11 protein-coding genes are annotated in these 11,998 nt (G+C 68.9%); 2 read left to right on the top strand and 9 right to left on the bottom strand.

Annotated elements, in window-relative coordinates; genetic code table 11:
* Positions 1 to 68: 68 nt before the first annotated feature.
* The 9 genes from moeB to ndk form a co-directional block, all read right to left on the bottom strand.
* Positions 69 to 1,229 (bottom strand): molybdopterin-synthase adenylyltransferase MoeB, encoded by a 1,161-nt coding sequence (moeB, locus tag ACW7G5_RS05845; RefSeq protein ID WP_457002606.1) that lies wholly within the window; start codon positions 1,227 to 1,229, stop codon positions 69 to 71.
* 93 nt (positions 1,230 to 1,322) lie between these two features.
* Positions 1,323 to 1,895 carry a molybdenum cofactor guanylyltransferase gene (mobA, locus tag ACW7G5_RS05840; RefSeq protein ID WP_457002604.1) on the bottom strand — a complete coding sequence of 191 codons (573 nt, stop codon included), beginning with the start codon at positions 1,893 to 1,895 and terminating at the stop codon, positions 1,323 to 1,325.
* Entirely contained in the window at positions 1,892 to 3,307 is a 1,416-nt protein-coding gene (gene der, locus ACW7G5_RS05835) for a ribosome biogenesis GTPase Der (protein ID WP_457002602.1), read from the bottom strand. The genes mobA and der overlap by 4 nt, the downstream gene beginning before the upstream one ends.
* A gap of 94 nt (positions 3,308 to 3,401) precedes the next feature.
* Positions 3,402 to 4,604: an outer membrane protein assembly factor BamB gene (bamB, locus tag ACW7G5_RS05830; protein ID WP_457002600.1), complete on the bottom strand. Its 1,203-nt coding sequence runs from the start codon at positions 4,602 to 4,604 to the stop codon at positions 3,402 to 3,404.
* Positions 4,601 to 5,245: a YfgM family protein gene (locus ACW7G5_RS05825; protein ID WP_457002598.1), complete on the bottom strand. Its 645-nt coding sequence runs from the start codon at positions 5,243 to 5,245 to the stop codon at positions 4,601 to 4,603. Before ACW7G5_RS05825 ends, bamB begins: the two co-directional genes overlap by 4 nt.
* Positions 5,246 to 5,376: 131 nt before the next feature.
* Entirely contained in the window at positions 5,377 to 6,189 is an 813-nt protein-coding gene (locus ACW7G5_RS05820; RefSeq protein WP_457002596.1) for a helix-turn-helix domain-containing protein, read from the bottom strand.
* Positions 6,186 to 6,986, bottom strand: a complete 801-nt coding sequence (locus tag ACW7G5_RS05815; protein ID WP_457002895.1) for a tetratricopeptide repeat protein — start codon at positions 6,984 to 6,986, stop codon at positions 6,186 to 6,188. The genes ACW7G5_RS05820 and ACW7G5_RS05815 overlap by 4 nt, the downstream gene beginning before the upstream one ends.
* Positions 6,987 to 6,999: 13 nt before the next feature.
* Positions 7,000 to 8,181, bottom strand: coding sequence for a 23S rRNA (adenine(2503)-C(2))-methyltransferase RlmN (gene rlmN, locus ACW7G5_RS05810; protein ID WP_457002594.1), 1,182 nt, complete (start codon positions 8,179 to 8,181; stop codon positions 7,000 to 7,002).
* Positions 8,182 to 8,310: 129 nt separating this feature from the next.
* Positions 8,311 to 8,736, bottom strand: a complete 426-nt coding sequence (gene ndk, locus ACW7G5_RS05805; RefSeq protein WP_457002592.1) for a nucleoside-diphosphate kinase — start codon at positions 8,734 to 8,736, stop codon at positions 8,311 to 8,313.
* A 223-nt stretch (positions 8,737 to 8,959) separates the two neighbouring features.
* Between ndk and ACW7G5_RS05800 the strand changes: the two genes are divergently transcribed.
* Positions 8,960 to 9,577 (top strand): TetR/AcrR family transcriptional regulator, encoded by a 618-nt coding sequence (locus ACW7G5_RS05800; RefSeq protein WP_457002591.1) that lies wholly within the window; start codon positions 8,960 to 8,962, stop codon positions 9,575 to 9,577.
* A gap of 29 nt (positions 9,578 to 9,606) precedes the next feature.
* Positions 9,607 to 11,979 carry a 3-hydroxyacyl-CoA dehydrogenase/enoyl-CoA hydratase family protein gene (locus tag ACW7G5_RS05795; protein WP_457002589.1) on the top strand — a complete coding sequence of 791 codons (2,373 nt, stop codon included), beginning with the start codon at positions 9,607 to 9,609 and terminating at the stop codon, positions 11,977 to 11,979.
* The last annotated feature ends 19 nt before the right edge of the window (positions 11,980 to 11,998 follow it).

The raw sequence follows: 11,998 nt of genomic DNA, 5'->3' as shown, positions 1-11,998 counted from the left end.
CCGCAGAGTGTCACGGGAGCCTATCGCAGCGCCGGCCTTGCGGTGCTCACGTGCGGGCGACGCGGGGCTCAGCCCGCGCAGAAGGCCTCGTAATCGATGTACCCGGGGAACGCCGCACCCGGGGCACACAGCGGGCAGGCAGGATCCGGCGTCAGCCGGGTCTCGCGGAAGCGCATGCCGAGCGCGTCGAAATGCAGCAGGCGCCCGCGCAGCGGCTCGCCCATGTGCAGCAGCAGCTTCAGCGCCTCGGTGGCCTGCAGCATGCCGACCACCCCGGGCAGTACGCCAAGCACCCCGGCTTCGCTGCAGCTGGGCGCGGCCCCGGCCGGCGGCGGCTCCGGGAACAGGCAGCGATAGCACGGTGCCTCGCCGCGATGGCGCCCGGCGTCGAACACGCTCACCTGGCCCTCGAAGCGGTGCACCGCGCCGTACACCAGCGGCACGCCCAGCCGCACGCAGGCATCGTTGAGCAGGTAGCGCACGGGGAAGTTGTCGGCGCCGTCGACCACCACATCGACGCCTTCAAGCAGGCGCTCGACGTTCGCCGAGGTCAGCCGTTCGGCCACCGCCTCGATCTTCATCCGCGGATTGAGGGCCGACAGCCGGACCTCGGCGGAATCGACCTTGCGCAGGCCGATGTCGGCATCGGCGTGCAGGATCTGCCGCTGCAGGTTGCTGCGCTCGACCACGTCGTCATCGACGATGCGCAGTTCGCCCACGCCGGCGGCCGCCAGGTAGAACGCCGCCGGTGAACCCAGGCCACCGGCACCGAGCATCAGCACGCGCGCCATCGCCAGGCGCTTCTGCCCGCGCATGCCGATCTCGGGCAGCAGCAGGTGGCGCGAATAGCGCTCGTGGAAATCCTCGTCGCGCGGCTGCGCGGGCGGCTCGGGCCGCGCCATGGGCAGGCCTTCGGCGGCCCACAGCAAGGTGCCGCCGCGCACCGACTGCACGTTGCGATATCCCTGCCGCAGCAGGCTTTCGGCCGCCAGCATCGAGCGGCCGCCGCTCTGGCAGATCAGCAGCAGTTCCGCGTTGCGGTCGTGGAAATGGAAGTCGGGTTCGCTCTCGAGTTCGTCGCGGGAAATCCCGCGCGCGCCTTCGGCCATGCCAAGCTCGCGCTCGTGGTCTTCGCGGACGTCGACGAGGATGGCGCCCATGGTGGCGACGCGCCGCAGCGCCTCGCGTGGTGTGATGTCGATGACCGGCATGCCGCGATTATCCTGCATGGGTCCGCTCCCGCCGACTGTGGCGTGCCCGGATTGCGCCCTACCCTACGCCATGGCAGGACCGCGCGCCGGGCCAGCGGCGGGATGCATCGTTCAGGCCGGTGCGAACCCCGCGGCAGCGAGGTCAGCGGGCGTATTGAGGTTGCCGAAGCGCAGGCCCGTGAAGCGCACCCCGGCCATGCCCAGGCGCGACTGCAGGCCATGCACCGAGAGCTCGCCGGAGGCCAGCACGGCGGGCAATGCCGCGCGCAGCGCGTCCACCCGCCACAGCGCGACCAGCGGCTGCCGGCCGTCATCGTCCTCGGCCCAGGCACCATCGCCGCCCGCGGCGCGGAGGCTGCGCAACAGGCAATCGTTGACCGACACCAGGTCGACCGGGAGCGTGAGCAGCCAGGGCGTCGTGCAGGCGCCTGCCAGGGCATCCAGGCCACCCAGCGGACCGAGGTCGGCGCGGCGGTCGGCGACCGCAGCCAACCCGTGGGTGGCATAGCGCTCCAGGTCGCGATTGGCCGACACCAGTACGGCGTCGACTTCCGCCTGCACGCGTCGCGCCAGGCGCAACACCTGCGCTTGCCCATCCCTTTCAAGCCACGCCTTGTCGGTGCCATCCAGGCGGGTGGCGCGCCCCCCGGCCAACAGCCCCAGCGTGGTCGCCCTGGCGCTCACTTGCCGCGCTTGGCGTGCCTGACCAGGCGCTTGCGCTTCGCGACCTGGCGCTCGCTCAGCACGTTCTTGCGGTCCTTGTAGGGGTTTTCTCCTTCGCGGAACACGAAGCGCACCGGCGTGCCCACCAATTTGAAGCGCTTGCGGAAGAAGTTCTCGAGGTAGCGCCGGTAGCTGTCGGGCAAGGTGCGAAGTCGCGTGCCGTGGACCACGATGGTCGGGGGGGTGTCGCCACCGGGGTGCGCGAAGCGCAGCTTGGCGGCATGGCCACGGACCACCGGCGGCGGATTGGACTCGGCGGCCATTTCGATGGCGCGGGTCACTTCGGCGGTGCTGAAGGTGCGCGTGGCCGACGCGTGCGCGCGATGCACGGCGGCAAACAGCTCGCGCAGTCCGGAACCGTGCAGCGCGCTGATGCGCACGGCCTCGGCCCAAGGCACGAAAGCAAGCTTGCGCGACAGCAGTGCTTCGACCTGCTCGCGCTGGTAGGTGTCGAGCCCATCCCACTTGTTGACCGCGACCACCAGCGCGCGGCCTGCGTCGAGCACCGCGCCCAGCACGCTGGCGTCCTGGTCGGTCACGCCCTCGCGGGCGTCGATCAGCACCACCGCGACCTGGCACTGCTCGATCGACTGCAGGGTCTTGATGATCGAGAAGGTCTCCACCGCTTCGTCCACCCGCGACTTGCGGCGGATGCCGGCGGTATCGACCAGCTGGTACAGGCGGCCATCGCGCTCGAGGTCGGCGGCGATCGAATCACGGGTGGTCCCGGCGACGTCGGAGGCGATCATCCGCTCCTCGCCCAGGATCCGGTTGACCAGGGTCGACTTGCCGACGTTGGGCCGGCCGATGAAGGCGAGGCGGATGCGCTTGGGGTCGTCGTCGGGCGCCTCGGCCTCGCCCTCCTCGGGCAAGCGGGCGCGGATCTCGTCCACCAGGTCATCGATGCCCTGGCGGTGCGCGGAGGAGATCGCCAGCACGTCCTTGAAGCCGTAATGCGCGAACTCCGCCACGGCCGCGCGGGCATCCATGCCGTCGGTCTTGTTGACCACGAGGAAGGTCGGGCGCGCCGACTTGCGCAGCCAGGCCAGGATTTCATCGTCCACCGTCGACGGGCCTTCGCGGCCATCGACCACGAACAGGACGAGGTCGGCCTCGTCGGCGCCAGCGCGGGCCTGGCGCGCGGTGGCGCCGGCCAGGTTGCCGGTGAGCAGGTGCACCCCGCCATCGGCGATGCCGCCGGTATCGACCAGCGCGAACGGGCGCTCTTCATCGATGCGGCACACGCCGTAGTGACGGTCGCGGGTGACGCCCGGCTGGTCGTGCACCAGCGCGTCGCGCGTCCGGGTGAGCGCGTTGAAGAGCGTCGACTTGCCGACGTTGGGACGGCCTACGAGGGCGATCAGGGGAAGCATGCTGTGTCGTGCCTTGGTGCGATGCGGGGCGGAAACGCGCGGCCCCGGGCAGCGAGACTACCCGGGGCCGCGGCTGTCCGCCATTTTATCGGGTTCAGTCGATGCGCCAGGCGCTGAGGTCGCCGTTGACGTTCTGGACCACGAGGATGCCATCGGCCACGGCCGGACGCCCGGCGATGGCCGCCCGCCCGGCGCGCGTGCGCGCGGCGAACTCGCCGTCGGACAGGCGCATCCAGTGCAGGTAGCCGTCGAAATCGCCGACCACGGCATAGCTGCCATGCACTGCCGCCGGACCCGGGTTGCGCCGGGCCAGCGCAGGCTGCTGCCAATAGGCCGTGCCCACGTACTTGTCGATTCCCCAGACCGTGCCGGCGGCATCGCTCACCACGACCCGGTCGTCGGCCATGCCGACGCCGCCTGCACCGCCGCTTTCAGCGGCCCAGAGCGGGCGGCCCGACGGCCCTTCGAAGGCCATGGTGGTGCCCTTGTAGCTGCTCGCGAACACGGCGCTGCCATCGACCACCGGAGCTCCGTCGACATCGGCCATGCGCTCCAGCTCGGTGCGGCCATCGGCGGCGCCAACCGGCTGCTCCCAGACCAGGCGGCCATCCGCCAGCGCCAGCGCGGCCAGGTTCCCCTCGTCGGTACCGATGAACGCCAGGCCCGGCGCCAGGGTGACCGCCGCATTGCCGCGCACGGTCAAGGACGGCAGCTCACGCACCCAGAACCAGCGGCGCTCGCCGCTGGCCGCATCGAAAGCGGTGATCCGGCCATCGTTGGAGCGCACCACCACCAGGCCCTGGCCAACGGCCGGGCGCGCGATCACTTCGTTGGGGACCTGGGCGGTCCAGCGCAGGGCGCCGGTTTCAGCATCCAGCACCACCACGTCGCCATCAAGCGAGCCGGCGGCGACCAGGCCATCGCCTGCGCCTGGCCCGCCCGACAGACGCAGGTCCGTGTCGTGATGCCAAAGGCTGCTGCCGCTCTGGAGGTCGAATGCGCGAAGGCCGCCCTTCACCGACGCGGCATAGACGCGCCCGTCGGCGATGGTGGCCGCCTGGGCCACGCCGGTGTCGCCATCGCCCTTGCCGGCGCTGGCCGTCCAGATGCGGCTGGGCGTGGCGGACGACTGGAACTCCACCAGCTTGGCCGGCTCGGTATCGGCCTTGTCGTCGTCTCCGCCGAACCAGCCCCGGACGGTGCTGCAGCCGGTGATCATGGCGACGCATGCGAGCATGAGCAGCGCCCTTGCGGCCAGCCGGCCGCGGCGGGATTGCGTGTGCGGGAGGGCGGTCATGGGGCGTCTTCCTCGATCCTGGCGGGCGTGCCGCCGACGTCGATCAGTTTGATTTCAAGCAGTTGGCGCTGGCTCACGGCCGCTTCGTCCAGCGTGGTGAGCGCGGCCAGGTAGGCTTCGCGGGCCGGCTCCATGCGACCTGCGGCGTATTCGGCATCGCCACGGACCTCGAGGCTGCCGGCGTCGTCGGCATCGCCGAGCGCCGCCAGTGCTTCGTCGATCCTGCCGGCATCGATCAGCAGCACCGCGCGTCGGCGCGCGACCACCGGGGCCAGCGCCGGATCGGGATCGCTGATGTCTGAAAGCGTCTTGATCGCGGCCTCGCCCTCACCGGCCCCGACCTGTGCGGCGGCGAGCTCCAGGGCCACCAGCGTGCCGTAGACGCCGTCGTCAAGCCCTGCCCCTTCGGCAAGCGTGCGCGCCTTGTCCAGTTCGCCGGCGGCGATGCTGTCGCTTACCGCGGCGTAGGCATCGCCCGAGGCAACGCGCTGGGCCAGCAAGTGGTCCTGCCACTTCCCGTATCCGTAGACCAGGGCAAGCGCGACCGCGATGCCTGCAATGACCCCGAAGGCGTTCTGGCGGATCCACTCGCGTACGCGTTCGCCCTGTTCGTGCTCATCGAGCAACTCGTCTACTGCCATGTCCGTCCGATCATGCTGGGTACCGCGCCGCCAATCGAGGGGCAGGCACCGGAAAGGGAACGGCCCGTGAGCGGGCCGCCGGTTTCATGCGTTGGGCCCGACCGGGCCGCCGCAGCCGCTGCGCGTCGTACTCAGTGTTCGACAGGCGCCAGCGAACCGTCAGAGGATACCGTAAAGCGGGCGACGTTCGCCCGCAGGTAAGGGGAGAGATCCTGCTCGACGCCGTCGCGGCGCACGCCCACGGCGCCGGCATTGCCAAGCACGACGCCGCCCACCTCGCCCGCGGCGAAGCTGCGCACGGCACCGGCACCAAGCAGCGACTGCTCGATGATGCTGCCGTCGGGTGCGGCGATCTCGACCCAGCTGTCCGCCTCCAGGCGCAGTTCGAGCCCGGCCGCGTCGACCGGCAGGGACGCCACCGGAATCGGTGCGGACCTCTGCACCGGGGCCATCGACGCCACCAGTGGCGTGGGGCCGCGCTGTCCCGGCACTGCCGTCCGCGAGGGCGTGGATACCGGCACGTCGAGGGAGCCCGACACCGTGTCCTGGGGCGACAGGTGCAACCAGACCGGCAGTGCAATGGCACCGGTGATCACGACATAGACCAGGCGACGCGCGAACTGCTCGGCTACGATGCGCATGCGCGGCACGTAGGTCCGCGGCGTGAGTTCGACCGGCTGCACGGCGGCGACGCCGGAGGCGGCATGCACGGTGTCGGTGGCAAGTCCCAGCAGGCGTCCGTAGCTGCGCAGCTGCCCGCGGATGAAGACCGGCGCGCCGAGGCGGCTCCAGTCCTCGGCCTCGAGCGACTTCACCACGCGCACCGGCATCTTCAGCCGGCTTGCCACGTCCTGCACGGACAGGCCCGCTGCTTCACGCGCGGTGCGGAGGCGTTGGCCGCAGCCCTGGTGGGCATCGGCAGTGTTGTGGTCTGGCGGCATCATCGTGAACTGCTGTCCCCGGGCAGCGCTGCCTGCGCTTGCGGAAATTCCGTCCGCAGACGCTGAACATAACGAGCGGCGGCAGCCTTGTCGCCGAGCTTCTCTTCGATCTGTGACGCAAGTAGTAACGCCGCGGGCGTTGCCGGCGCTGCATCGAGGCGACGCTGCGAAAACGCACGCGCCTCGAAATGTTCCCCTTGCCCGTTAAGATGCCGCGCCAGCGCTTCGAGCGCAACCGCGTTCACCGGATCCAGCCGCAGCGCGGCGCGCAGGTCGCGTTCGGCGCGCCCGGGCTGCCCGCCTTCCACCGCACAGGCACCCGCGTTCGCAAGGGCCGACTCCGGGCTGGCGTAGCTGCGATCGGCCAGCGCCCGGTCGAACCAGTCCAGCGACTCCGGCGCACGCCCGTTGAGGCACAGCCAGCTGCCATAGTTGTTGAGCGCAGCCCCCGAGGCTGGCGCCAACTCCGCGGCACGGGCGTAGTAACCGCCGGCCTCGCCGGCCTTGCCCTGGCGCGCCAGTGCCAGCGCCATCAGCGTATGTGCGAGCGGATTGCCGGCGTCGGCCTTCAGCGCCATCTCCGCCAGCTCCCTGGCATCCGCGGTGCGCCCCTCGTTCAGCGCCTGCTCGCCGCGAAGCAGGTGCGCACGCGCGTTGCCCGCGCCATTCCGATTGCGCTTGTCGTCGCTGAAATCGTAGGTCCGCGCCACCTGTTCGGAGCTGCCGCGCGCAGCGCTTGGCTTGATGAAGCTCAGCCGCGAACAACCGGCGACAAGTACGACGAGCGTGAGTGCAAACACTGCCGCTGCGCCATCAGGAAGGCGCATGGCTGTCCTTCCCTGCCTCGAGGCTGCGGCGGAAATCCGCCTGGCGCCGGGTGCGGTCGGCGACCTGGCCCTTGAGCTGGCCGCAGGCGGCGTCGATGTCGTCGCCGCGGGTGCGGCGCACCGGCGCGATCATGCCGGCGCTGTTGAGCAGCTTCTGGAAGGTCCTGATCGCGAGCTCGTCGGGGCGCTCGTAGCGCGTGCCCGGGAAGGGGTTGAACGGGATCAGGTTGATCTTGGCGGCGTCCTTCATCTGCACGGCGCGGTCGAACGCGCGCAGCAACTGCACCAGCTCGAGCGCATGCTCGGGCTGGTCGTTGACGCCCTTCATCAGGGTGTACTCGAAGGTCACCGACTCGCCCTTCTTGCGCAGCGCGTAGCGCACGCAGGCGTCCATCAGCTGGGCGATCGGGTACTTCTTGTTCAGCGGCACCAGGGTGGTGCGCAGCGCGTCGTTCGGCGCATGCAGGGACACGGCCAGCGAGACGTCGCTCTCTTCGGCCAGGCGGTCGATCATCGGCACCATGCCCGCGGTCGAGAGCGTCACGCGCTTGTTGGCCAGTCCGTAGCCCAGGTCGTCGCGCATCACGCTCATCGCGCGCACGACGTTGTCGAAATTGGCCAGCGGCTCGCCCATGCCCATCATCACCACATTCGTCAGCCTACGCTGCTTGTGGGGGATGTTGCCGAGGTGCTTCGCGGCCACCCAGACCTGGCCGATGATCTCGGCGGTCGACAGGTTGCGGTTGAAGCCCTGGGTCGCGGTGGAGCAGAAGGTGCAGTTGAGCGCGCAGCCCACCTGCGAGGACACGCACAGCGTGCCGCGCCCCTTGTCGGGGATGTAGACGGCCTCGATCGCGTTCTTGCCGTCCATGCCCAGCAGCCACTTGTGGGTGCCGTCTTCGGACGCCTTGTCGAAATGGACCTGTGGAACGATGACTTCCGCGCGCTCCTGCAGCTTGGCGCGCAGCGCCTTGCCGAGGTCGGTCATTTCGTCGAAGTCGGTGACGTGCCGGTGGTGGATCCACTTCATGACCTGGTGCGCACGGAAACGCTTCTCGCCGAGTTCGTCGGCAAAGAAGTCCTCAAGCCCCGTGCGGTCGAGGTTCAGGAGGTTCTGCTTGGCTGTGGCTTCGGTCACTGGGCTTCCGGGGTCAAGAGCATTTGCCACGGATTACGCGGATCAAGAGCATATTTACGCGGATAGAGCAGAAAGCGGATGGAAGGAAACAGCCCTTTCACTCGCCTCTTCTTTCGCCTTATCCGCGTTCATCCGCGTAAATCCGTGGCAAAAAATGAATCAACGAACGTACACGTCGGTCGCCGGGAAGAAGTACGCGATCTCGACGGCGGCGGTTTCTGCGGCGTCGGAGCCGTGCACGGCGTTGGCGTCGATCGAGTCGGCGAAGTCGGCGCGGATGGTGCCGGCGGCGGCTTCCTTCGGGTTGGTGGCGCCCATCAGGTCGCGGTGCTTGAGGACGGCGTTCTCGCCCTCGAGGACCTGGATCATCACCGGACCGCTGATCATGAACTCGACCAGCGCGTTGAAGAAGGGACGCTCGCGGTGCACGGCGTAGAAGCCTTCGGCCTCGGCGCGCGACAGCTGCTTCATCTTCGACGCGGCGATCTTCAGGCCGGCCTTTTCGAAGCGGGAATAGATTTCGCCGATGACGTTCTTGGCAACGGCATCGGGCTTGATGATGGACAGTGTGCGCTCCAGCGCCATGGGAAGGTCTCCGGTAAAACGGGCCGGCCATCCTGGGCAGGTCCGAAAGGTAACAGAAAAACCCACGCCGGGGCGCGGGTTTAGCCGACAAGGCTGCGTGTGATTCTACCGGATCGGGCACGCGCTCTGCACGCGGTTTCGCGATCCTTCCGGGTTGACCCGCCATTCACGGCAGGCCTACTATCCAAACAAGCGTTTGATTCAGGCAGGGCCGTCCCGCGTCATGGCAAGCACCCAGTTTTCGACCAAGGACCGGATCCTCGGCGCCGCCGAAGAACTGTTCGCCCAGCACGGCTTCAGCGGCACCTCGCTGCGCCAGGTCACCGGCCGCGCCGACGTCAATATCGCCGCGGTCAATTACCACTTCGGCAGCAAGGAAAACCTCATCAACGAGGTTTTCCGGCGGCGCATGGACGAGATGAGCCGGCAGCGACTGGCGTCCCTCACCGAAGCCCGCACCAGCAATCCCGGCGAGTTGGCCCCGGTCCTGGCCGCGTTCGTGGAGCCGGCGCTGGCACTGGCCCGCGACCGCCAGGGCGGCGGCGCCTTCATCCGGGTCATCGCACGCGCCTACGCCGAGAAGAACGACGGCCTGCGCAAGTTCCTGTCCGAGCAGTACGGCCACGTGCTGCGCGAGTTCGCACGGGCGATCGCCGAGTGCGTCCCCGAGCTGGACAAGGAGCAGTTGTACTGGCGCCTGGACTTCCTGTCCGGCGCGCTGACCTACGCAATGTCCGATTTCGGGCTGATCAAGCGCCCCACCGGGGTGGCCGAAATCGCCCACCGCAAGCGTGCCGCGGAGGAGCTTATCCGCTTCGCGGTTGCCGGAATCAAGAGCTGAATCTCCCTTGCATCAAGGAGTTGCATAACATGTCTGAGAAATTGCTTGTGCGCCGGGCCGCCGTGCTCGGTGCCGGAGTGATGGGGGCCCAGATCGCCGCCCATCTCACCAACGCCGGCGTCGACACGGTGCTGTTCGACCTTCCGGCCAAGGAAGGCGAAGCCAACGGCATCGTCAATCGCGCCATCGCCAGCCTGGGCAAGCTCAGCCCCGCCCCGTTGGCTTCCAAGTCGCTGGCCGCGGCGATCGTCCCGGCCAACTACGAGCTGGGCCTGCAGCGTCTCAAGGACTGCGACCTGGTGATCGAGGCGATCGCCGAACGCATGGACTGGAAACAGGACCTGTACGCGAAGATCGCGCCGTTCATCGCCGACCATGCCGTGCTCGCCAGCAACACCTCCGGCCTGGGCATCAACAAGCTGGCCGAAGTCCTGCCCGAAAAACTGCGCCCGCGTTTTTGCGGCGTGCACTTCTTCAACCCGCCGCGCTACATGCACCTGGCCGAGCTGATCCCGGCCAAGGGCACCGACAAGGCCGTGCTGCAGGGGCTGGAAACCTTCCTGACCACCACGCTCGGCAAGGGCGTGGTCTACGCGCGCGACACCCCCAACTTCATCGGCAACCGCATCGGCGTGTTCTCGATCCTCGCGACCATCCACCACACCGTCGAGGGCGGCCTGGGCTTCGACGAGGTCGACGCCCTGACCGGCCCGCTGGTCGGGCGCCCGAAGTCGGCGACCTACCGCACCTCCGACGTGGTCGGCCTGGACACCATGGGACATGTCATCAAGACCATGGCCGACACCCTGCCCGACGACCCCTGGCACAAGTACTTCAAGTCACCGAAATGGCTTGCGACGCTGGTCGACAAGGGCGCGCTGGGGCAGAAGGCCGGCGCCGGCATCTTCCGCAAGGTCGGCAAGGACATCATGGTCCTGGACCTTGAGAAGCAGGACTACCGCCCGGCCGACCGCAAGGCCGCCGACGAGGTGGTCGAGATCCTGAAGACGAAGGACCCGGTGGCCAAGTTCGCCGCGCTGCGCGAAAGCGAGCACCCGCAGGCGAAGTTCCTCTGGGGCGTGTTCCGCGACCTGTTCCACTATTCCGCCTACCACCTGGCCGACATCGCCGAGACCGCGCGCGACGTGGACCTTGCGATCCGCTGGGGCTACGGCTGGTCGCTCGGTCCGTTCGAAACCTGGCAGGCCGCGGGCTGGAAGCAGGTCGCCCAGTGGATCGCCGACGACATCGTCGCCGGCAAGGCGATGAGCGGCGCGCCGCTGCCCGACTGGGTCTTCGACGGCCGTGACGGCGTGCATTCCGCCGAGGGCAGCTACAGCCCGGGCAAGAACGCCCGCCTGCCCCGCTCCTCGCTGGCCGTCTACAAGCGACAGCGCTTCCCCGATCCGCTGCTGGGCGAGTCCTTCCCCACCGGCGAGACCGTCTTCGAGAACGACGGCATCCGCATGTGGACCGATGGCGACGACATCGCCGTGGCCTCGTTCAAGACCAAGATGCACACCGTGTCCGACCACGTGCTCGATGGCCTCCAGGAGGCCGTCGCCCGTGCCGAACGCGACTTCGCGGGCCTGGTCATCTGGCAGCCGAAGGAGCCCTTCTCCGCCGGTGCGGACCTGGCGGGCGCGCTCGGCCTGCTGCAGGCCGGCAAGGTCGACGCCTTCGAGGCAATGGTCGCCAACTTCCAGGCCACCAGCCAGGCGATCAAGTACTCGCTGGTGCCGGTCGTGGCTGCAGTGCGCGGCCTGGCCCTGGGCGGCGGCTGCGAGTTCCAGATGCACTCGGCGCGCACCGTCGCGCACCTCGAAAGCTACATCGGCCTGGTCGAGGCCGGTGTCGGCCTGCTGCCGGCCGGCGGCGGCCTGAAGGAATTCGCCGTGCGCGCATCGGATGCGGCCGGCCCGAACGGCGATGTCTTCGCCGAGCTCAAGGGCTGGTTCGAGTCGGTGGCCATGGCCAAGGTGTCCACCTCGGCGATGGAGGCAAAGGAACTCGGCCTGCTGCGCCCAGACGACAAGGTCGCCTTCCACGCCCACGAGCTGTTGTACATCGCGAAGCAGGAAGCGCGCGGCCTGGCCGAAACCGGCTACCGCCCGCCCATGCCCGCCCGCCGCGTCCGCGTGGCCGGCGACGTCGGCATCGCGACCTTCCGCATGCTGCTGGAGAACATGCTCGAGGGCCGGTTCATCAGCGAGTACGACTACGAGATCGCACAGCGCATCGCGACCGTGGTCAGCGGCGGCGACGTCGACCGGAACTCGGTGGTCGACGAGGACTGGCTGCTGCGACTCGAGCGCCAGCACTTCGTTGAGCTCGCACAGCAGGAAAAGACCCAGGCCCGCATCGCGCACATGCTCAAGACCGGCAAGCCGCTGCGCAACTGACGCGCCCGACGAAAAGAGG

The sequence above is a fragment of the Luteimonas sp. A501 genome, from assembly GCF_054052085.1.
Note: the sequence above shows the minus strand (reverse complement) of the source record. Positions and strands in the feature narration are given on the sequence as shown.

Coding starts and splice junctions, on each gene's coding strand:
- moeB (WP_457002606.1), bottom strand. CDS start 1,229: ATGCAGGATAATCGCGGCATGCCGGTCATCGACATCACACCACGCGAG.
- der (WP_457002602.1), bottom strand. CDS start 3,307: ATGCTTCCCCTGATCGCCCTCGTAGGCCGTCCCAACGTCGGCAAGTCG.
- bamB (WP_457002600.1), bottom strand. CDS start 4,604: ATGACCGCCCTCCCGCACACGCAATCCCGCCGCGGCCGGCTGGCCGCA.
- ACW7G5_RS05825 (WP_457002598.1), bottom strand. CDS start 5,245: ATGGCAGTAGACGAGTTGCTCGATGAGCACGAACAGGGCGAACGCGTA.
- ACW7G5_RS05820 (WP_457002596.1), bottom strand. CDS start 6,189: ATGATGCCGCCAGACCACAACACTGCCGATGCCCACCAGGGCTGCGGC.
- ndk (WP_457002592.1), bottom strand. CDS start 8,736: ATGGCGCTGGAGCGCACACTGTCCATCATCAAGCCCGATGCCGTTGCC.
- ACW7G5_RS05800 (WP_457002591.1), top strand. CDS start 8,960: ATGGCAAGCACCCAGTTTTCGACCAAGGACCGGATCCTCGGCGCCGCC.
- ACW7G5_RS05795 (WP_457002589.1), top strand. CDS start 9,607: ATGTCTGAGAAATTGCTTGTGCGCCGGGCCGCCGTGCTCGGTGCCGGA.